The organism is Amycolatopsis pittospori (genome assembly GCF_013870525.1).
Lineage (GTDB): Bacteria > Actinomycetota > Actinomycetes > Mycobacteriales > Pseudonocardiaceae > Amycolatopsis > Amycolatopsis pittospori.
Genome location: NZ_JACBXD010000035.1, coordinates 34776 through 53778, shown reverse-complemented (window position 1 = coordinate 53778; position 19003 = coordinate 34776). Strand labels below are relative to the sequence as shown.

The following is a 19003-nucleotide window of genomic DNA, read 5'->3' as shown; positions in this document are numbered from 1 at the left end:
TCCAACTCCTTCATGAGCGGGGCGCCGATGATGGTGAGTTCCTGGTCCCGGGCGGTGGCGGCGGTTTCGGCACTGGTCCTCGGGGGTTTGACGGTTCCGGCGGTTTCGGCCGTGGCCGCGGTGCAAGGGGAGGTCCGGGTCGATCAAGTCGGCTACGGGATCACCGAAACCAAGTACGCCTACCTGCTTTCCAGCGCGCCGGGATCGTTCTCGGTGGTCGACGAGCGCGGCCGGACGGTCCATCGTGGACGGACCGGGCCGTCGCTCGGCGCCTGGAACGCGAAATACCCGGCGGTGTACCAGCTCGACCTGTCGAAGGTCTGGCTGCCGGGGAAGTACCGGATCGAGGTCGGCGGCGAGACCAAGGCGACGTCGCCGACGTTCCGAGTGGACACGAAACAGCGGCTCTTCACGCCGCTGGTCCGTGCCACCAACGAGTTCTTCCAGGCACAGCGCGACGGTGACGACATCGTCCCCGGTCGTCTCGACCGCAAACCGTCGCATCTGGCGGACAAGCAGGCCACCGTCTACGACTGGCCGGTGTTCGTCGGCGAGGGTGGCGACGAGATCGCCGAACCGCTGAAGCCGATCGCTGGCCCGATCGACGTCGAGGGCGGCTGGGTCGACGCGGGCGACTTCGTCAAGTTCACCTCGAACACGGCGTACTCGCTGGCGGAGATGGGTTACGTGCTCCGCGAGGGCTACGACCCGGTGCTGGCGAAGGAGGTCAAGCTCGGTCTCGACTGGCTGGACAAGATGTGGGACCAGCGGAACAAGACGCTCTACGCCCAGGTCGGGATCGGGACGGGCAGCGACAAGTTCGGGTTCCTCGGCGACCACGACGTCTGGCGGAACCCGCACGACGACGACCCGCTCGACGTGAAACCCGGTGACCCCAAGTACTTCGTCAAGCATCGACCGGTCTTCCCGGCCAACCCCGGCGGTTCGGCGCTCAGCCCGAATCTCGCCGGCCGCGTCGCCGCCGCGTTCGCGCTCGGCGCGCAGGTCGAAGCGAAGCGGAATCCGGAGCTGGCAAAGAAGTACCTCGCCGAGGGCGCTTCGATCTTCGCCCAGGCCAAGACCGAGGACGTCGGCGAACTGGTCACCGCGTTCCCGCACGCGTACTACCCGGAATCGTCCTGGCGGGACGACATGGAACTCGGCGCGACGCAGCTCGCTCTGGCGGGTAAGGCGTTGCGGGATCAGCGCGCCGTCGAATGGACGCGGCAGGCGGCGCACTGGGCGAAGGCCTACATCGATCTCGAGGAGAAGAGCACGCTCAACCTGTACGACACCAGCGCGCTGGCACACGCCGAACTGGCGAAGCTCCTGCGTCATGGTGTCCCGGGTGCCGCGCTCGGTCCCAGGGAACTGATCGGCGACCTTCGCCGTCAGCTCGACGAAGGCGTCGCGAACGCGGCCAAGAGTCCTTTCCGGACCGCCGTCTCCGTCACCGACTTCGACGCGGCCAGCAAGAGCTTCGGCTTCGCCGCCACCGAGCGGCTGTACGCGGACCTGACCGGCGACCGCCGGTACGCCGCGTTCGGTTCGCAGCAGCGGAACTTCACCCTCGGCGCCAACGCCTGGGGCATCTCGCTGGTGGTCGGCGTCGGCACGACGTTCCCGAAGTGCCCGCACCACCAGGCGGCGAACCTCGCCGGTGAGCAGAAGCTGCTCTACGGCGCTGTCGTGAATGGACCGAACGGGGCGGAGCACTTCGCCGACCTGCCGTTCCCGGCCGGGGCGAAGGAGTGCACGAAGCCGTACGACGCCTTCGACACGACCGAGTCCCGCTACACCGACGACCTCGCCTCCTGGCCGAGCAACGAGCCCGCCATCGACTTCACCTCGACGGCCATGCTCGCCTTCTCGCTGGCAGGCCGGTCCTAGTCCGCTTTCGCGGGGTCCGCTTCGCGGCGGACCCCGCGTTCGCGAATCCGACAACTCCTGTTCGCGGCGATGCTGCCGCTCCGGACGGTGACGACGTCGTAGTCTTGGCGGGGTGAGTGAGACAAGCGAGTTCCCCGACGGCCAGTACCCGGAACGTCCGATCGAGCGCCACAAGGGCCCGGTCGTGCTGCGGCGGGATCGCCGTGACCAGGGCAGCACCACCGACCAGCGGCTGCTGGACTCACGCGGGCCGAGTGACTGGGTGCACACCGACCCGTGGCGGGTGCTGCGGATCCAGGCCGAGTTCGTCGAGGGCTTCGGCGCGCTGGCCGAGGTGCCGCGCGCGGTGACGGTGTTCGGTTCGGCACGGACCAAGCGGGACAACCCCGAATACGAACTCGGCCGCAAGATCGGCGCCGCGCTCGCGAACGCGGGCTTCGCGGTGATGACCGGCGGTGGCCCGGGCGCGATGGAGGCCGTGAACCGCGGCGCGAACGAGGCGGGCGGGTTCTCCGTCGGCCTCGGCATCGAGCTGCCGTTCGAGCAGGGCCTGAACCCTTGGGTGGACCTCGGCGTCAACTTCCGGTACTTCTTCGCCCGCAAGACGATGTTCATCAAGTACTCGCAGGCGTTCATCTGCCTGCCCGGCGGTTTCGGCACCCTCGACGAGCTGTTCGAAGCGCTCACCCTGGTGCAGACGAAGAAGGTCACGAAGTTCCCGGTCGTGCTGTTCGGCAGCGAATACTGGGGCGGGCTGTACGACTGGATCGCCAAGACGCTGCTCGCCGAGGGGAAGATCGGCGAGAAGGACCTCGACCTGCTGCACGTCACCGACGACATCGACGACGCCGTGCGCGTCGTCGAGGAGTCGTACCAGGCATGGGAGGACACCCACTGATGGCGGCGCCGCGCAGGGTGTGCGTCTTCTGTGGATCGTCGATGGGCTTCGACCCGCGGTACGCCGACGAGGCCCGCGCGCTGGGCACGCTGCTGGCTTCGCGCGGGATCGGGCTCGTCTACGGCGGCGCTTCGGTCGGGACCATGGGGGTCGTCGCGGACGCCGCGCTGGCTGCGGGCGGCGAGGTGATCGGCGTGATCCCGGAGGCACTGGGAAGCGTCGAGATCGCGCACGCCGGCCTGACCGAACTGCACGTCGTCGCCGACATGCACCAGCGCAAGGCGAAGATGGCCGCGCTCTCCGACGCGTTCCTCACACTGCCCGGCGGCGCCGGGACGCTGGAGGAACTCTTCGAGGTCTGGACGTGGGCGCAACTCGGGCTGCACGAGAAGCCGATCGGGCTGGTCGACGTCGGCGGGTACTACGCGCCGCTGCTGAAGTTCGCCGACCACATGGTCTCGGAGGGCTTCCTTTCGGCGGGGTACCGGGACATGCTCTCGATCGACTCGGACGCTTCGGTCCTTCTGGACGGCTTCGCGGACTACGTGCCGCCTCCGCGCCCTAAGTGGGCCAAGTAGCTCTGCTGCAAGTCCGTGAAGGCCTCCTTCACTACCTTGAGGGTAGGGAAGGAGGCCTTCACGGCATGTGGAGGTCGCCCGGGGGAGCAAGGGACCTTTGCTATCGCCCGCCGGTGGGCCTTGCGTCCGGTGGTCGTGAGTGATTTGGGTCGTTAGAACGACCCAAATCACTCACGACCACCGGACCGGCCGGCCAGCCGTCGCCTCCCCGCTCTCGCGCGCTATGAACGGCCCGTTACTTGCAAAATTTGCAAGTAACGCGTCGTTCATAGCACCGGGAGGGGGCTACGAGGGGGCAGCAAGGGGGCACCAGGGCCGAGAAGGGAGCAAGGGACCTTTGCTATCGCCCCACCGTCAGGCGGCGCTCTGATCAGGGCGTTTGTGGTACGAGTCGACGTACTCCTGCCCTGAGAGCTCCAGGATCGCGTACATGATCTCGTCGGTCACCGAGCGCCGGATCGCCGGCGAGGAGTCCTGGCCCTCGTAGCGCGAGAAGTCCAGAGGCGCGCCGTAGGTGACGGTGATCTTCGCCCGCCGCGGGATCCGTTTCCCCTCGGGCTGCAGGCCCTCGGTGCCGGACAGCGCGACGGGGACGACCTTCGCGCCGGTCGCCAGGGCGAGGGCCGCGACGCCGGTGTGGCCACGGTGCAGCCGTCCGTCGAGGGAGCGGGTGCCTTCGGGGTAGATCGCGAACGCGCCGCCCGCGTCGAGCACCTTCCGCGCCGCCTCCAGTGCGGCGAGGCCGGCCTGCGCGTTGCCGCGTTCGACCGGGACGTAGCCGAGGCCGCCGAGGAAACCGGCCATCAGTTTGCCCTTGAGCCCGCGGCCGGTGAAGTACTCCGCTTTGCCGAGGAACTTGACCTGCCGCATCGCCGTGAAAGTGATCACGCCGGTGTCCAGGGCCGCCCGGTGGTTGGGTGCCAGGAGCACCGGTCCTTCGGCGGGGATGTTCTCCACGCCGCGGATCTCGGGGCGGTACAGCGCCCTGACCAGCGGGCCCAGCACGAAACGGACGAGTAGCGGTAGCAAGGTTCCTCCATCGACGGGGTGTCGGACTCCAGCATGGCACGATCACTACTCATGAGTTGGTTCGAGCGGCGTACGTGGCAGAACCCCGATTGGACGCTCGACGACATCGTCGCTGCGAAGGGTGACCGGACGGTTTCGGTCGTGCTACCGGCACTCGACGAAGAGGACACCGTCGCCGAGGTCGTCGGCTCGGTCCGGCCGTTGCTGGGCACGGTCGTCGACGAGCTGGTCGTGATGGACTCCGGGTCCACCGACGCCACCGCCGAGCTGGCCGAACGAGCCGGCGCGCGGGTGGTGCACCGTGAGGACGTCGTTCCGGAGCTGCCGCCGGTGCCGGGCAAGGGCGAGGTGCTGTGGCGGTCGCTGGCCGCGACGACCGGCGATGTGATCGTGTTCCTCGACTCCGACCTGGTCGAACCGGATCCGGCATTCGTGCCGACCTTGCTCGGCCCGCTGCTCTGCGAGGACGACGTTCACCTGGTCAAGGGTTTCTACCGGCGTCCGCTGCGGCTGGAGAGCTCTGACCATGAGCCCTCGGCGGGACCACGAACCTCGAGCAGTGGCGGCGGGCGGGTCACCGAACTGCTGGCGCGACCGGTCCTCTCGGCGCTGCGCCCGTCGCTGTCCGGGCTCATCCAGCCCCTGGGCGGCGAGTACGCCGCGACGCGCGAGTTCCTCGAGTCTGTGCCCTTCGCGGCCGGGTACGGCGTCGAGATCGGGCTCATCCTCGACGCCGAAGCGCGCTACGGCCTCGAAGGGCTCGCACAGGTCAACCTCGGCGTACGCAAGCATCGCAACCGTTCGCTGCTTCAGCTCGGCGTGATGGCGCGGCAGATCCTCGGGACCGCCCTCGCGCGCTGCGGCATCAAGTCGGACGACCCGGCGCAGCTCACCCAGTTCCTGCAAGTAGAGGGCGAATGGCTGCCGGAGGTCGCCGAGGTATCGGTCAGCGACCGGCCGCCGATGCGGGAAGTACGCGGCCTAACCGAGTCGTAGTACCTCGTCGAAACCGGCCACTTGCGCCTCACGATGCGTCACCAGGACGACGGTGCCGTGCGTAGCGGCGAGGACGTCGGCCAGGACGGCGTCGCCGTGTTCCGGATCCAGTCCTTCGACAGGCTCGTCCAACACCAGGACCGGCGGCGCGGCCAGCACCGCCCGCGCGAGCACCAGCCGCTGACGCTGCCCACCGGACAACGCGTCCCCGTCGGAGCCGACTTCGCGATCCAGCGGCAGATCGAAACCCGCCGTTTCACAAGCCGAGAGCAGCTCCGCGTCGGTCGCGCCGGGTTTCGCGAGCCGCAGGTTCTCCCGGACAGTCGTGTGGAAGACGTGCGCGTCGGCGAGCGCGCCGGAAATCACCGTCGGCAGCAGCACCGGGTCGTAGGCGTCCAGCGGCTTTTCGTTCAGCAGGGCGCGCCCGGACGTCGGCGCCACGGTCCCCAGCAGCACGTTCAGCAGCGTCGTCTTCCCGGCCCCGCTCGGCCCCAGGATCCCGACCCGCTTACCCGGCGGCAGATCGAGGTCGACGCCTTCGAATGCCGGAGCCCGGCCCGCGAAATGGACGCCGACTCCTTCCAGCCGCAGGCGTCCCGGTTCGGGGACCGCGGTTCCACGCGCGGGTGGCGTCTCGGTCAGCAGAGCGCGTACACGTCCGGCCGACGCCCGGACTTCGACCCAGCGCTGAGCCGCCGCGGTCAGGGGAAGGACCAGCTCGAACACGGTCAGCGCACCGAGCGCCAGCGCCGCTGTCACGGGTACGGAAACCCCGGCGGTCAAAGCGATCGTGACGCAGGTGAGCAGCTGGACGAGCATCCCGGCCGAGGTCAGCAGACTGGTCCGGTTCGTCGTCGTCCGCTCTCGCGCGGCGAGTGCGTCGACGGCGGTGTGCGCTGCGTCCACAGTGGACTCGTGGACGCCGTAGGCGATCAGTTCGCGACGTCCGGTGATCAGCTCGACCGACCGTTCGGCGAGATCCGCCCGCGCCGGAGCGCTCTTTTCGGCCGCCGCGCGAGTGATCCGGACGCACAGCCAAGGCAAGCCGATCCCGGCGACGGCGAGGCCGAGAGCCAGTACCAGACCGGCGACCGGGCTGGCGACGAGCGCGACCGTGGTCGACACGACGCCCACCGAAGCGGCGACCCCGGCGGGCAGCAGGCAGCGCAGGATCGCGTCCTGCACGGCGTCCACATCGGACACCAGCCTGGTCACCAGGTCGCCACCGGAATGCCGGGAACCCCGGTGCGGCAGCAACGACGTGTACACGCGGGTCCGCAACGCGCCGAGATACCGCAGGACGACCTCGTGCCCGGCGAGCCGCTCGGCGTAACGCAGGCCACCGCGCAGCAAGGCCAGCGTGCGGACGGCGACGATCGCCACGGTCAGCGACGCCAGCGGCGGCTGCTCGGCCGCCTTCAGCAGCAGCCATGCGGCAGTGGCCATCAGCGCCAGGCCCGCCAGTTCCGCCCCGGCCGCGATCAGCCCGGCACGCACCAGCCGGACGACGTCCTTTGTGGATACTCCCCAGACGTTCACACCAGTTCCCGTTCTCTCACCGTTCCATCGCGGACTTCGAGGACGCGGACGGCGAGCGCGGCCATCGCCGGCCGGTGGGCCACGAGGACCGCGGTCCGGCCGGTGAGCAGTTCGCGGGTCGCGTCGAGCACCGCGGTTTCGGTGCCCGCGTCGAGTCGCGCGGTCGGTTCGTCGAGCAGCACGAGCCCCGCTTCGGTGCGGGCCAGCGCCCGCGCCAGGCCGAGGCGTTGCCGCTGCCCGGCCGAAAGCGGCGCGCCCAGTTCCCCGATCCGCGTGGAGTAGCCGTCCGGCAGGCCCCGTACGACCTCGTCGAACGCCGCCGCGCGGGCGGCCGTCCGGACGTCCGGTACCTGGCCCATCGCGATGTTCTCCTCGACGGTCCCGGTGAACAGCGTCGGCCGCTGCGGCACCCACGCCGTTCCGGCCCGCCACGGCCCCGGGTCCAGTTCGCGCAGGTCGACGCCGTCGACGAGGACCCGGCCGGATGTCGGCGTCACGAAGCCCAGCAGCACCGCCAGCAGCGTGCTCTTCCCGGAACCGCTGGGGCCGACGAGCGCGACGTGTTCGCCCGGCTCGATCGTCATGTCCACTTCGGACAGAGCGACCTGGTCGCCATACGCGACGCTCACCTTCTCCAGCACGAGTCGCGGCGCCCCGCGACGGGGCACCTGCGATCCCCGGACGGTCTCCTCCGAAGGGACGGCCAACGCCTCCCTCAGCGTCGCGAGCCCTTCCGCGCTGGCGTGGAACTTCGCGCCCGCCGCGCGCAGCGGCAGATAGGCCTCGGGTGCGAGCAGCAGCACCAGGACGGCGGTGTGCACGACCATCCCGCCTTCCAGCAACCGGAAACCGATCGGTACCGCGACCAGCGCCACCGACAGCGTCGCCACCAGCTCCAGGACCAGCGCGGAAAGGAACGCGACCCGCAGCGTGCGCATCGTCGCGTCGGTATACGCGTCCGCCATCGCCCGCACGGTCTTCGCCTGCGCCTCGGCGCGGCCGAAAACCTTGAGCGTGCCGAGTCCGCGCACGACGTCGAGGAAATGCCCGCCCAGCTTGGAAAGCAGCTGCCACTGCTGGGCCGTCTTCGCCTTGGTGTGCTGGCCGACCAGGATCGCGAACACCGGGATCAGCGGCAGCGTCGCGGTGATGATCAGCGCCGACGCCAGATCCGCGGTGAACAGCCGGACGAGCACGGCGACCGGCACGATCGCCGACGTCACCAGCGTCGGCAGGTATCCGGTCAGATACGCGTCGCCGGCGTCGATCCCCTTGGTCACCAGGGTCGCGACCTCGCCGGGGTTCTCGGCTTCGGCGCCCAGGAGCCGCTTGCGCAGCCCGGCCTTGACCGTCGCGGCGAACCGGCCGCCGAGAGAGCCCTGGACGCCCGTGAGCAGCACCCGGACCGCGATGGCGGCCGCGAGCGTCCAGGTCACGCCACCGCCGGTGAGCAGCGTCGCGAGGCCGTCCGCTTGGACGAGGATCGCGACGGCGGTCAGCGTGCCGAGTAGGGCCAGGACGCCGAAATGGCGCCGCAGTCCGGGAAGGGGAGGCATCTCAGGCTCCTAGAAGTGCAGCAGTGAACGCTGGTCGACGCGCTCGCCGTGCCGCCGCCAGGTCACCCACTGCACGGCGGCGATCGCGACCAGCGCGGGCGGCAGGACGAACGTGAGCACGCTCAGCATTTCGGCGGTGGTGGCCGCTTCCGTCAGGCTCAACGAGAATCCGCCGTCCACAGAGGACACAAGAGTGTCCGGCAGGCGCATCGTCCCGACGGCCAGGACCGGAGAGGCGGACAGGAGCATCGTGGCGAACAGCGCCGTCCGATGCCGCCCCGCGCGCAGGGCGGACGCCGCGACGGCCAGCGCGCCGAACGCGCACACGATCGCCGGCAGCACCGTCCAGGACGCGGTGGTCTCGAAGGCACCCCAGACGACGGCCACGATCAGGAAGGCCAGCGCGGGCGTGAGCAGGGCCTTGGCGACGCGGTTCGCGCGGGCGGCGAACTCGGCCGGCGCCCGGACGGCGAGGAAAGCCGCTCCCTGCAAGGTGAACAGCGCGACGAACCCGGCACCCCAGAGCACCGTGTACGGGGTGAACGCGGCCAGGGCGCCGCCGGCCGGGCGCCCCGCGGCGTCGAGCGGAAGCCCGAGGACGAGGTTGCCGAGGAACACGCCCCAGGACACCGCCGTCACCCAGGCTCCGACGGTGATCGCCAGCGTCCACGTACCGCGCCGGGCGTCCGGCCGCCTGCTGCGCAACTGCACCGCCGCGGTGAACGTGACCAGCCCGAGCAGGAGGGCCACGACCGGGAGATAGGCCCCGGAGAACACTTTCCCTTCCAGATGCGGGAAAGCGCCGAACAGGACGCCGACCGCGGCCACCAGCCAGACCTCGTTGGCCAGGAAGAACGGCCCGAAGGCGCCGAGCACGCGCCGTCGTTCGGTCTCGTCACGGCTGAGCCTGCCGAGCAGCATCCCGACGCCGTAGTCGTAGCCGGCCAGCGCGAAATAGCCCGAGATCAGGAAACCGAGCACACACCACCACAAGATCACCATGGGTCAGACTCCGCTCAGGACGGGAAGTTCGGCACGCGGTGCCGCCGGCTCGTCTTCGGGTTCGGGGCCGCGTTTGGCGACCCGCGACATCAGCACCCAGTCGGCGATCGCGAGTACCGCGAACAGCAGCGTGAAAGCGATGAAGGAGAACAGGATCTGGCCCGCCGGGATCGACGCGACGGCGTCGGCGGTGGTCAGTTGCCCGCGGATCAGCCACGGCTGGCGGCCGATCTCGCGCACCAGCCAGCCGGAGATCGCGGCGAAGAACGGCAGCGGGATGGCCAGCACCATCAGGTACAGCAACGGCCGCACCTTGGTGATCCAGTTCCGGAACAGCAACAGCGTGCCGAGGAGCGAAGCAAGGAAGGCGATGAACCCGATCTGGATCATGAGCCCCAGCGGCGCGCCGACCAGCGGTTCCGGTGATTCGAGCTTGCCCGGGTGATACTCCCCGAGCGGGCCGAACTGGGCGAAGCCGAAGCCGATCACCATCGTGCTGCCCACCAATGAGGCGAGTACGCCGATCCGCATCGAGCGACGGAAGAACTCGATCTCCTTCGTGCGCTTGATGAAGTGGTACGCGCTGACGCCGACCACGAAGAAACCGCCGGTCATCAACGCCGCGCTGAGCACGTGCGGCAGCGACATCGTGAGCGCCGGATTGGTGAAGAGCGCACCGAAGTCGTCGAGTTTCAGCACGCCGTTCTCGTTATGCGTGCCGACCGGGTTCTGGAGGAACGAATTGGCCACCATGATGAACAGCGCCGAGGCGTACGCGGTCAGCGTGACCAGCCAGATCAGCGTCAGGTGGACCCATTTGCCGAGCCGTCCCCAGCCGAAGATCCACAGCCCCAGGAAGGTCGATTCGGCGAAGAACGCCACCAGCGTCTCGATGGCCAGCGGTGCGCCGAAGACGTCGCCCGCCACCGAGGACAAACCGGTCCAGGTGAGTCCGAACTGGAATTCCATCACGATTCCGGTGACGATTCCCAGCGCGTAGTTGATCACATAAAGCCTGCCCCAGAAGCGGGTCATCCGCATCGTTTCCGGCTTGTCGCCGAATGCGGAGCGTGTCTGCATCACCGCGACGAGTGTCACGAGCCCCAGTGTGAGCACCACGAACAGGAAGTGGAACGAGGTCGTCGTCGCGAACTGGAGTCTCGCGATCGGGAGTGCGTCCATGCCGATGCACTGTATACGTAGGCTGGCTACATGTAGCCACAAAATCTATGAAATCGGGGTGATATGGGGGACATTCCCTGAGGTGGCCATGGGAAAGACCCGACTACCCTGATGGTCGGCGATGTGTAGACTGTCTATCTATGAAGGCCGACAGCCTGCGCGGGCACCTCGACGCGTTGCTCCTCGCCGTCCTCGACGGCCGGAAGCTGCACGGGTACGCCATCATCGAGGCGCTCCAGCTCCGCAGTGACGGTGCGCTCGACCTGCCGACGGGCACCGTCTACCCGGCGCTTCGCCGATTGGAACGGGCAGGCTTCCTCGCCAGCGAGTGGGATGTCGTGTCCGGTCGCAAACGTCGTACGTACAAGCTCACCCGCTCCGGGCAGAAGGCGCTGGCGGCGGAACGAGCGGAGTGGCAGGAGTTCACCACCGTGATCGGTGGTGTCCTCGGGGGGAGCACCGCATGAGCGCGATCGAGGCCTACGTCTCGGACCTGGACAGACGGTTGAGCGGGTCGGCGGGGGCCAAGGCCGATCTGCTCACCGAGGCGAGGGACGGTCTGCGAGACGCGGCCGAGGCGTACCGCGAAGGCGGGGCCGGCGAGCTTGAGGCCGAGCTCAAGGCCGTCGCCGATTTCGGCCCGGCGCCCGAGATCGCGAGCGCGTATCAGCAGGAATTGGCGCTACGCGGCGACATCGGCACCCTCTGGAAGGTCATCGTCGGCGTTCCGCTGTTCCAGCTGAGCTGGGAACTGGCGCGGATCTGGACCTATGGCGGCTGGGACAAGATGGGGAAGCCGACCCCGGAGTGGTATCTGTCCGTCGTCGATCTCTCCGGTGTCTTCGTCGTCGTCTCACCGGTGATCGGGGTGGCCGCGCTGCTGGGCACCCGCTGGCTGGGGCGGCGGCTCGACGGCGGGAGGCTGGGGAAGGTGACGCGGTGGACCGTGGGCGCCGCGGCGATCGCGAACCTCGTGGCGATGCTGCTGCTCGCCGTCGGCACCGTCGTCCTCGACCCGGCCAGGATGAACATGAGCCTGCTGTGCAACGTGCTGGCCGTGGGCTGGGCGGCGTTCAGCTTCTGGCTGGTCCCGCTGGCGTTCCGGTCCTGGCGGCCACGAGCCCTGGTGGCCGCATGAGCGCGATCGAGACCTACATCGCGGAGCTGGACAGACGGTTGAGCGGGTCGGCGGGGGCCAAGGCCGATCTGCTCACCGAGGCGAGGGACGGTCTGCACGACGCGGCCGACGCGTACCGCGAAGGCGGGGTCGACGAGGCGGAGGCCGAACGCCGGGCCGTCGCCGATTTCGGCCCGGTCGACGTGATCGCCCCCGCCTACCAGGCCGAATTGGGGCTGCGGCGCGACATCCGCGTCCTGTGGGAACTGATCGTCGGGGTCCCGCTGCTGATCCTCTCGTGGGACCTCGCGCGGACGCTGAGCCTCGGCGACTGGTCGCGGTTCGGTGACCCGCCGCCGTCCTGGTACCACCACGCGATCGGCGCGGCCGACACGGTGGCGGCGCTGTCGCCGGTGGTCGCGGTCGCCGGCGTGATCGCGGCGCGGCTGCTCTCACGGCGGACGGACGGCCCGCGAGCCGCCCGCTCCGTCTCGCTGTCCGTGGCCGTGGCGCTGGGGCTGAACCTCATCGCGGTCGCGCTCTACGGCGGAGCGACCGGGCTGCTGGAGCCCGCGCGCCTGATCATCAGCGTGCCGTGCGCCGTCCTCTCCGCGACCTGGATCCTGTTCAGCATGCGGCTCACGGTCGCCGCGCGCCGCCATCGCCGGCCGGGGATGGCGATCGCGGCATGACGGTGATCGAGGCCTATCTCGGTGACCTGCGCGCGCGGCTGGACGGCCCGGCGTCGGCGAAGCGGGATCTGCTGCGTGAGGCGCGGGACGGCCTCAACGACGCCGCCGACGCCTACCGTGAAGGCGGCTGGAGCGAGCACGAGGCGCAGCGCCGGGCTGTCGACGACTTCGGCCCGGTGCATCTGATCGCACAGGGCTACCAGGCCGAACTCGGTATGCACAGCGGGACCCGCACCCTCTGGAAGCTCGTCCTCGGCGTCCCGTTGATGCAGCTGGCCTGGGAATTCGCGCGGAAGTGGACCTTCGGGGACTGGTCGCAGCTCGCGCCGGCGCCGGGCTGGTACAAGTACGTCGCCCAGTTCACCCACGGCTCGGTGTTCATCGTGCCGGTGCTCGGCCTGTTCGCGCTCGTCTGCATGCGCTGGCTCTCGCGGCGGATGGACGGGGTCCGGCTGGTCCGCACCGTCGGCGTGCTGATCGGCGAGGCCGTCGGGCTGAATCTGCTCTCGGTGGCGCTGCTGGTGTTCGCGACCGGGTTCCTCGACGCGTCGCGGCTGTTCCTGTCGGTGCCGTGCGGGATCTTGATGGTGCTCTGGGTGGTGGTCAGCGTGCGACTCGCGTTGCTGGCGAGACGATCGTGGCGTTCGTGTGCCACGATCGTCGCGTGACGACCGCCCTGATCTACCTCGTAGTCATGCTGCTGGTGGCCGCTGTGGTGTTTCTGCTGGCCGCCGTGGTGTTCGGCCGGGGTGAGGAACTGGCCCCGCTGCCCCCGGGCAGCTCGCCGACCAGGCTGCCCGCCGAGGACATCACCGCCGAAGACGTCTACGCCGTCCGCTATCAGATGGTGGTGCGCGGCTACAAGATGTCCGAAGTGGACTGGGTGATGCGGCGTCTCGGCGTCGAGATCGACGAACTGCGGTCGAAGGTCGCCGAGCTGGAGGCCGAACGCGAGGGTGTCAGGTGACCGATGTCGTCGTCTCCGTCGACGTCGCGGTACCGGCCGGGACGGCCTGGCTCGCCCTGACCGACTGGGAACGCCAGGGCGAATGGATGCTCGGTACCGAGGTCAAGGTCGTCGAGGGCAACGGCCGCAGCGTCGGCTCGAAGCTGTCGGCGTTCACCGGCGTCGCCGGGATCGGGTTCACCGACACCATGGAGATCACCAGCTGGGAACCGCCGCTGCGCTGCGTCGTGCGGCACGTGGGGAAGATCGTGCAGGGCACCGGGGTGTTCCAGGTCATCGAGAAGGGCCCGCATTCGTCGACGTTCGTCTGGGCGGAGCATCTGCGGCCGCCGTTCGGCGTCGTCGGACGGCTCGGCTGGCCGATCGCGAAACCAGGGTTCGAGCTGGGACTGCGGATGTCCCTGCAGAAGTTCGTGAAGTACGCGGAGGGGTACCGGGTTGGCTGAGCTGCTGGGGTCCGACGGGATCAAGCGGTGTTCGTGGGGCAATTCGGCCCCGGACTACGTCGAGTACCACGACACCGAATGGGGAGTCCCGCTCCACGGCGACGAAGAGCTGTACGAACGCCTGTGCCTGGAGTCGTTCCAGTCCGGGCTGTCGTGGATCACGATCCTGCGCAAACGGGAGTCGTTCCGGAAGGCGTTCAAGCGGTTCAAACCGAAGAAGGTCGCCGTCTTCACCGACGACGACGTCGCCCGTCTCATGGAAGACGCGTCGATCGTGCGGAACCGGGCCAAGATCCTCGCCGCGATCAACAACGCCCGCGCGATCCAGGATCTGGACATCTCGCTGGACGACCTGCTGTGGTCGTTCGCGCCGGTGCGGCACAGGCGGCCCCGCACGATGGCCGACGTCCCGGCGATCACGGACGAGTCGAAGGCGATGGCCAAGGAACTCAAGAAACGCGGATTCGTCTTCCTGGGGCCGACGACCTGCTACGCGCTGATGCAGGCGACGGGCATGGTCGACGACCACGTGAAGGACTGCTTCCGGGCGAAGGGCTAGTCCTTGGCTTGGTCGTGAGTGGCGATTCGGGTTCTAACCCGAATCGCCACTCACGACCAACCCGGGCCGAGTCGGTCACGCTTGCCGTCCGCCCAGTCACGCTTGCCGTGCCGCCGGCCACGCGAAACGGTCGGTACCTGAGACACGGTTCGCCCCTGACCGGCTCGCGCCCCGGACGCAATGAACGACCCGTTCCTTGCGAAATTTGCAAGGAACGGGTCGTTCATTGCGCGCTTGGGGCGGCTACTTGCCCTGGAAGTTCGGACGGCGCTTGCCCACGAAGGCCTCGACGGCCTCGGTGTGGTCGGCGGTCGCGCCGAGCGCGGCCTGAGCGGCGTCCTCGGCGGCCAGCGCGTCCGTGAGCGAGGACTCGGCGGCCACGGAGAGGACGTTCTTGATCTTCGCGTAGGCGACCGTCGGGCCCGCCGCCAGTTTCGCGGCGATCTCCTGTGCCCGGCCCGCCAGCTCCTCGTCCGGCACGACCTCGCCGACCAGGCCGAGCGTCAACGCCTCGGCCGAGTCGACCGTGCGGGCCAGCAGCATCAGTTCGGCCGCTCGGCCGAGGCCGATCAGGCGCTGCAGCGTCCAGGAGGCGCCGGAGTCCGGGCCCAGGCCGACATTCGCGAACGCCATCAGGAAGTTCGCCGACGTCGCGGCGATCCGGAGATCACTGGCGTAGGCGAAGGCGGCGCCCGCACCCGCCGCGGGACCGTTCACCGCGGCGATGACCGGCTTCGGCATCCCGACGATGGTCTCGACGATCGGGTTGTAATGCTCCTTGACCGTGTGTAGCGGCGCCGGGTCACCCGCTTGCAGCAGTCCGACGTGCTCCTTCAGATCCTGCCCGGCGCAGAAGGCTTTGCCCGAGCCGGTCAGCACGACGGCGCGGACGCTGTCGTCCGCAGCGGCCTCGCGCAACCCCGCCAGCAGCAGTTCCTTGAGTTCGACGGTCAGCGAGTTGTACGCCTGCGGCCGGTTCAGCGTGAAGGTGCGCACGCCATCGGCGTCGGCGGTCAGCAGAACGTCGGATGTGGTCACGGGATCTCCTAGTCGGCGAAACTGCGGTCTGAGGGGAGTCTTTCAGCCTCGCGAGCCGCATACCAGCACCGATACGGCGGCAAAAGATCGGTCCGCGTTCGCGCTCGGCCGCTGATGAGGGACAATGGACAGTAGACCCGGCTGGCTTTGACGAGCGCGACCCGGGCGCGCCGGTTGAGACGGAGGGAGCACGCTATGGCGGCCATGAAGCCCCGGACCGGAGATGGTCCCCTCGAAGTGACTAAGGAGGGGCGGGGCCTCGTGATGCGCGTACCACTGGAGGGTGGTGGGCGCCTGGTCGTCGAGCTCTCCGCGGAAGAAGCGAAAGATCTCGGCGCGGCCTTGCAGGAGGTCACCGGCTGAGCCGGACCAGCACCTACGTTCAACCACCCGCACCCCGGTCTCCTTTGGAGGCCGGGGTCGCGGTTCATCTGCGCCCGGAGGTCGCTCACTGTGCGTAACCCGCTACCCCCCGTTCCGGGGAAGCTGCTCGAACTCGAGGTCTCGGACGATCTGCGGCGCGGCACGCCGCTGGCCACGCTGATCGCGGCGCCGTCCGAAGAGGACGGTGACGCCGGACTCGAGGAGATCGAGGGTGTGCGGCCCACCGGCAAGGCCGGCGACGTGCAGACCGTGCCGACCGGCGGCACCCGCTGGCTGGCGGGCGTCGGCGACGGCGAACCGCGCCAGTACCGCAAGGCCGGCGCCGCGCTGATCCGCGCCGTCTCCTCGGCACTGGACGAAGACGTGAAGGCCGGCCTGAAGGCGTTCCGCACCTTCGCCGTCGAACTGCCCGAAGACGCGGGCGCCGAGCACATCGAGGAGCTGGCCTTCGGGCTGCTGCTCGGCGGCTACCGCTTCACGGTGACGGCCGAGGAGCCGAAGCCGAGCCCTCGGACCGTCCGGCTGCTGACCCGCTACGAGCGCGCCGTGCCCGCGTACGAGAAGGCGCTGGAGCGCGTCCGCGAACTCGCCGCGGCCGCCGCGTTCGCCCGCGACCTGGCCAACGCGCCCTCGAACATCAAGACCCCCGCCTGGCTCGCCGACACCGCCGCGCGCGTGGCGGGCGATCTGCCGAACCTGACCGTCGCGGTCCGGGACGAGAAGTGGCTCGCGGAGCAGGGCTTCGGCGGCGTCCTGGCCGTCGGTGGCGGCTCGGCCTCACCGCCGCGGCTGATCGAGATGGAATACCGGCCGCGCGGGGCGAGCACGCATCTGCTGCTGGTCGGCAAGGGAATCACCTTCGACACCGGTGGCCTCTCGATCAAACCGGCCGACGGCATGCACCTCATGCGTACCGACATGGCGGGCGGCGCGGCGATCATCGCCGCCGTCCGCGCGATCGCCGCGCTGCGCCTGCCGGTCCGCGTGACCGGGCTGGTGCCCGCCGCCGAGAACCACGTCTCCGGCTCGTCGTACCGGCCAGGCGACATCGTCCGGCACTACGGCGGCAAGACGACCGAGGTGGGCAACACCGACGCCGAGGGCCGCATGGTCCTGGCCGACGCGCTCGTCTACGGCATCAAGAAGCACAAGCCGGACGTCGTGGTGGACGCCGCGACGCTGACCGGTGCGATGAAGGTCTCGCTCGGCGTCCGCACCGGCGGCGTGTTCGCCACCGACGACTCGCTCGCGGAGCGGGTCACGAAGGCGGGCGAGCGGGTCGGCGAGGCGTGGTGGCGGATGCCGCTGCTGGAGGATCTGGCCGAGACCGTGCAGGGTTCGCTCGGCGACGTCCGACAGGCGCCCGGCGGCCCCGGTGGCATCGTCGCGGCACTGTTCCTGCGGGAGTTCGTCGGCGACGTGCCGTGGGCGCACCTCGACATCGCCGGACCCGCGCGAGCAGACAAGACCTACGCCGACGTCGTGCCAGGAGCCACCGGATTCGCCGCGCGGACGCTGGTCGAGCTGGTCGCTTCCTACGTCTGACCTGCGGATCACCTGCGGGGCGGTAGCAAGGGACCTTTGCTATCGCCCTGCGGGCGCACCCGGGGCATGGGCTGGGTCGGCGCGTCACCGGCGTGCGCGGTGAGCCGTCGGGCGAACGCGGTCGCGGGGCCCGTCAGGTACCGGAAGACGAGCCACGCCGTCACGGAGCCGAGGACGAGACCGGCGAGGACGTCGTGCGGGTAATGCGCGCCGACGAAGACCCGCGAGAAGCCCATCAGCAGGGCGCCTGGGAGCACCCACGGCGCGAGCCGTCGCCAGGCGAGCGCCAGCCCGACGGCGGCGGCCGCGGCGATCGTGGAGTGGTTGCTCGGGAAGGACCAATCACCGACGGGCGGGCAATCGACGAGCGTGACGAGGTCCCGGCACGGCCGGTCTTCGCGGATCACCGTCTTCGCCCCTTCGCTGATCACGTACGCGATCACGGTCGCGGCTGGCACCAGCAGCGACACCGCGAGCCGGGTGGGCGAGGGGCGAGCCCGCCAGAAGACCCAGACCATCAAAGCGGCGAAGATCAGCATTCCCGCGTCGGTGAACAGGACGGCTGATGCCTGAAGCCAGCTCGGGCTCTCGCCCGCCAGCTCCACGATGTCGTCGTACATTCACCCTAAGTTAGCGAAACCGACATCGATGCCGCCTTGCACCATCGTCAAGGGCCACCCCTGACGATCGTCACTAGCGCTCGGCGCGGACCCGTTCCCGGAACCGCGCGACGGCGGGCGGCAGGACGACGTCCCTGCGCCACGTCAGGCCGATGGTCCGGCCGACCGGCGGCACGAGCGGGACCTCGGCGACGCCCGCCGGGCTGCCGGGTTCGAAGCGGGGGAGCAGCGCCACCCCGAGGCCGGCCGCGACCAGGCCGCGCACGGTGTCGGACTCTTGGCCTTCGAAGGCGATCTTCGGCTCGAAGCCCGCTTCGGCGCACAGTTCGTCCGTGATGGTGCGGAGGCCGTAGCCGGTTTCGAGAAGGACGAACTCCTCGTCCTTGAGGTCCTCGATGGCGGCGCTGGGCCGGTCGGCGAGGCGATGCGAGGTCGGGACGGAGAGGAAGATCTCCTGCTCGGCGAGCACGGCGGTGTCGAGGAGCGGGTCGTCGACGGGCGCGGGCGCGAGCAGCGCGAGGTCGAGTTCGCCGCTGGTCAGCCGGTCCACCATGTCCTGACGCGAGCCTTGGACCAGGGTGAACCGCACGTGGGGATGGTCGGCGCGGTAGCCGCGGAGCAGCGTGGGGACCAGTGACCGGCCGAGCAGGTGCAGGAAGCCGAGGACGATGTGGCCGGAACCGGGATCGACCTCTTCGCGGGCTTGCCGGACTCCGGCGTCGACACTGGAGAGAGCACGCTCGGCGGCGTCGGCCAGGAGTTCGGCGGCGCGGGTGAGCCGGATGCCCCGGCCGTCCGGGATGGTCAGCGGGGCGCCGAGGGCCTCGCCCAACGCCGCGATCCGGCGGCTTACCGTGGGCTGCGGGACACCGAGCAGTTCGGCCGCGCGTGTGACGTTCGTCGTGCGGCGCAGTGCGGTGAGCAGAGCGAGCTGGGGAGCTAGCTGGGCGGTCATCCTTTCATTC

At 69.6% G+C, this 19003-nt stretch carries 21 protein-coding genes; 13 read left to right on the top strand and 8 right to left on the bottom strand.

Translation table 11 applies throughout. The features are described 5' to 3' along the window. The first annotated feature begins 27 nt into the window (after positions 1–27). The 3 genes from H5J31_RS20730 (at position 28) to H5J31_RS20720 (ending at position 3366) form a co-directional block, all read left to right on the top strand. Positions 28–1890, top strand: a complete 1863-nt coding sequence (locus H5J31_RS20730; protein WP_181774287.1) for a glycoside hydrolase family 9 protein — start codon at positions 28–30, stop codon at positions 1888–1890. A gap of 112 nt (positions 1891–2002) precedes the next feature. Then, entirely contained in the window at positions 2003–2788 is a 786-nt protein-coding gene (locus H5J31_RS20725) for an LOG family protein (RefSeq protein WP_181774267.1), read from the top strand. Next, the gene (locus H5J31_RS20720; protein WP_181774286.1) at positions 2788–3366 is read left to right on the top strand and encodes an LOG family protein; all 579 of its coding nucleotides are present in this window, start codon (positions 2788–2790) and stop codon (positions 3364–3366) included. The genes H5J31_RS20725 and H5J31_RS20720 overlap by 1 nt, the downstream gene beginning before the upstream one ends. A gap of 354 nt (positions 3367–3720) precedes the next feature. Here the strand turns inward: H5J31_RS20720 and H5J31_RS20715 are convergent, their stop codons facing one another. Beyond that, positions 3721–4395, bottom strand: coding sequence for a lysophospholipid acyltransferase family protein (locus H5J31_RS20715; protein ID WP_181774266.1), 675 nt, complete (start codon positions 4393–4395; stop codon positions 3721–3723). Positions 4396–4446: 51 nt separating this feature from the next. On the opposite strand from H5J31_RS20715, the gene H5J31_RS20710 reads away from it, so the two are divergent. Continuing rightward, on the top strand, positions 4447–5391 hold the full coding sequence (locus H5J31_RS20710) for a glucosyl-3-phosphoglycerate synthase (protein ID WP_181774265.1): 945 nt from the start codon (positions 4447–4449) through the stop codon (positions 5389–5391). Here H5J31_RS20710 and cydC read toward each other — a convergent pair. From cydC to H5J31_RS20690, 4 genes are read right to left on the bottom strand one after another with little or no spacing between them, the layout of a single operon-like run. Next, on the bottom strand, positions 5377–6930 hold the full coding sequence (cydC, locus tag H5J31_RS20705) for a thiol reductant ABC exporter subunit CydC (RefSeq protein ID WP_181774264.1): 1554 nt from the start codon (positions 6928–6930) through the stop codon (positions 5377–5379). The two genes, H5J31_RS20710 and cydC, sit on opposite strands and share 15 nt — an antisense overlap. Continuing rightward, entirely contained in the window at positions 6927–8486 is a 1560-nt protein-coding gene (gene cydD, locus H5J31_RS20700; RefSeq protein WP_181774263.1) for a thiol reductant ABC exporter subunit CydD, read from the bottom strand. Before cydD ends, cydC begins: the two co-directional genes overlap by 4 nt. A gap of 9 nt (positions 8487–8495) precedes the next feature. Beyond that, the gene (locus H5J31_RS20695; RefSeq protein ID WP_181774262.1) at positions 8496–9488 is read right to left on the bottom strand and encodes a cytochrome d ubiquinol oxidase subunit II; all 993 of its coding nucleotides are present in this window, start codon (positions 9486–9488) and stop codon (positions 8496–8498) included. A 3-nt stretch (positions 9489–9491) separates the two neighbouring features. Beyond that, on the bottom strand, positions 9492–10670 hold the full coding sequence (locus H5J31_RS20690) for a cytochrome ubiquinol oxidase subunit I (protein WP_181774261.1): 1179 nt from the start codon (positions 10668–10670) through the stop codon (positions 9492–9494). Between the two features lie 140 nt (positions 10671–10810). On the opposite strand from H5J31_RS20690, the gene H5J31_RS20685 reads away from it, so the two are divergent. From H5J31_RS20685 to H5J31_RS20655, 7 genes are read left to right on the top strand one after another with little or no spacing between them, the layout of a single operon-like run. Then, a complete protein-coding gene (locus H5J31_RS20685; RefSeq protein WP_005155407.1) occupies positions 10811–11137 on the top strand; it encodes a helix-turn-helix transcriptional regulator in 327 nt (108 codons plus the stop codon). After that, the gene (locus tag H5J31_RS20680; RefSeq protein WP_181774260.1) at positions 11134–11808 is read left to right on the top strand and encodes a permease prefix domain 1-containing protein; all 675 of its coding nucleotides are present in this window, start codon (positions 11134–11136) and stop codon (positions 11806–11808) included. The genes H5J31_RS20685 and H5J31_RS20680 overlap by 4 nt, the downstream gene beginning before the upstream one ends. After that, positions 11805–12479: a permease prefix domain 1-containing protein gene (locus H5J31_RS20675; RefSeq protein WP_181774259.1), complete on the top strand. Its 675-nt coding sequence runs from the start codon at positions 11805–11807 to the stop codon at positions 12477–12479. The genes H5J31_RS20680 and H5J31_RS20675 overlap by 4 nt, the downstream gene beginning before the upstream one ends. Continuing rightward, positions 12476–13147 carry a permease prefix domain 1-containing protein gene (locus tag H5J31_RS20670; RefSeq protein ID WP_181774258.1) on the top strand — a complete coding sequence of 224 codons (672 nt, stop codon included), beginning with the start codon at positions 12476–12478 and terminating at the stop codon, positions 13145–13147. Before H5J31_RS20675 ends, H5J31_RS20670 begins: the two co-directional genes overlap by 4 nt. After that, positions 13144–13446, top strand: a complete 303-nt coding sequence (locus H5J31_RS20665) for a DivIVA domain-containing protein (RefSeq protein WP_181774257.1) — start codon at positions 13144–13146, stop codon at positions 13444–13446. The genes H5J31_RS20670 and H5J31_RS20665 overlap by 4 nt, the downstream gene beginning before the upstream one ends. Continuing rightward, positions 13443–13892, top strand: a complete 450-nt coding sequence (locus tag H5J31_RS20660; RefSeq protein WP_181774256.1) for an SRPBCC family protein — start codon at positions 13443–13445, stop codon at positions 13890–13892. Before H5J31_RS20665 ends, H5J31_RS20660 begins: the two co-directional genes overlap by 4 nt. Then, positions 13885–14451 carry a DNA-3-methyladenine glycosylase I gene (locus tag H5J31_RS20655; protein WP_181774255.1) on the top strand — a complete coding sequence of 189 codons (567 nt, stop codon included), beginning with the start codon at positions 13885–13887 and terminating at the stop codon, positions 14449–14451. The genes H5J31_RS20660 and H5J31_RS20655 overlap by 8 nt, the downstream gene beginning before the upstream one ends. 243 nt (positions 14452–14694) lie before the next feature. Here H5J31_RS20655 and H5J31_RS20650 read toward each other — a convergent pair whose 3' ends face one another. Continuing rightward, positions 14695–15489: an enoyl-CoA hydratase-related protein gene (locus H5J31_RS20650; protein WP_181774254.1), complete on the bottom strand. Its 795-nt coding sequence runs from the start codon at positions 15487–15489 to the stop codon at positions 14695–14697. A 195-nt stretch (positions 15490–15684) separates the two neighbouring features. On the opposite strand from H5J31_RS20650, the gene H5J31_RS20645 reads away from it, so the two are divergent. Together H5J31_RS20645 and H5J31_RS20640 are read left to right on the top strand one after the other, a co-directional pair. Then, a complete protein-coding gene (locus H5J31_RS20645; RefSeq protein WP_005155393.1) occupies positions 15685–15852 on the top strand; it encodes a DUF3117 domain-containing protein in 168 nt (55 codons plus the stop codon). Positions 15853–15942: 90 nt separating this feature from the next. Then, entirely contained in the window at positions 15943–17418 is a 1476-nt protein-coding gene (locus tag H5J31_RS20640; protein ID WP_181774253.1) for a leucyl aminopeptidase family protein, read from the top strand. A gap of 8 nt (positions 17419–17426) precedes the next feature. Here H5J31_RS20640 and H5J31_RS20635 read toward each other — a convergent pair whose 3' ends face one another. Further along, positions 17427–18038, bottom strand: coding sequence for a phosphatase PAP2 family protein (locus H5J31_RS20635; RefSeq protein ID WP_181774252.1), 612 nt, complete (start codon positions 18036–18038; stop codon positions 17427–17429). A gap of 73 nt (positions 18039–18111) precedes the next feature. Beyond that, entirely contained in the window at positions 18112–18993 is an 882-nt protein-coding gene (locus H5J31_RS20630; protein WP_181774251.1) for a LysR family transcriptional regulator, read from the bottom strand. Positions 18994–19003 lie beyond the last annotated feature (10 nt).

Bases quoted from the DNA above. Each gene is read 5' to 3' on its own strand.
- H5J31_RS20685 (WP_005155407.1), top strand. From the start codon at position 10,811: ATGAAGGCCGACAGCCTGCGCGGGCACCTCGACGCGTTGCTCCTCGCC.
- H5J31_RS20670 (WP_181774258.1), top strand. From the start codon at position 12,476: ATGACGGTGATCGAGGCCTATCTCGGTGACCTGCGCGCGCGGCTGGAC.
- H5J31_RS20680 (WP_181774260.1), top strand. From the start codon at position 11,134: ATGAGCGCGATCGAGGCCTACGTCTCGGACCTGGACAGACGGTTGAGC.
- H5J31_RS20730 (WP_181774287.1), top strand. From the start codon at position 28: ATGATGGTGAGTTCCTGGTCCCGGGCGGTGGCGGCGGTTTCGGCACTG.
- cydD (WP_181774263.1), bottom strand. From the start codon at position 8,486: ATGCCTCCCCTTCCCGGACTGCGGCGCCATTTCGGCGTCCTGGCCCTA.
- H5J31_RS20645 (WP_005155393.1), top strand. From the start codon at position 15,685: ATGGCGGCCATGAAGCCCCGGACCGGAGATGGTCCCCTCGAAGTGACT.
- H5J31_RS20720 (WP_181774286.1), top strand. From the start codon at position 2,788: ATGGCGGCGCCGCGCAGGGTGTGCGTCTTCTGTGGATCGTCGATGGGC.
- H5J31_RS20690 (WP_181774261.1), bottom strand. From the start codon at position 10,670: ATGGACGCACTCCCGATCGCGAGACTCCAGTTCGCGACGACGACCTCG.
- H5J31_RS20635 (WP_181774252.1), bottom strand. From the start codon at position 18,038: ATGTACGACGACATCGTGGAGCTGGCGGGCGAGAGCCCGAGCTGGCTT.
- H5J31_RS20710 (WP_181774265.1), top strand. From the start codon at position 4,447: ATGAGTTGGTTCGAGCGGCGTACGTGGCAGAACCCCGATTGGACGCTC.
- H5J31_RS20675 (WP_181774259.1), top strand. From the start codon at position 11,805: ATGAGCGCGATCGAGACCTACATCGCGGAGCTGGACAGACGGTTGAGC.
- H5J31_RS20695 (WP_181774262.1), bottom strand. From the start codon at position 9,488: ATGGTGATCTTGTGGTGGTGTGTGCTCGGTTTCCTGATCTCGGGCTAT.
- H5J31_RS20630 (WP_181774251.1), bottom strand. From the start codon at position 18,993: ATGACCGCCCAGCTAGCTCCCCAGCTCGCTCTGCTCACCGCACTGCGC.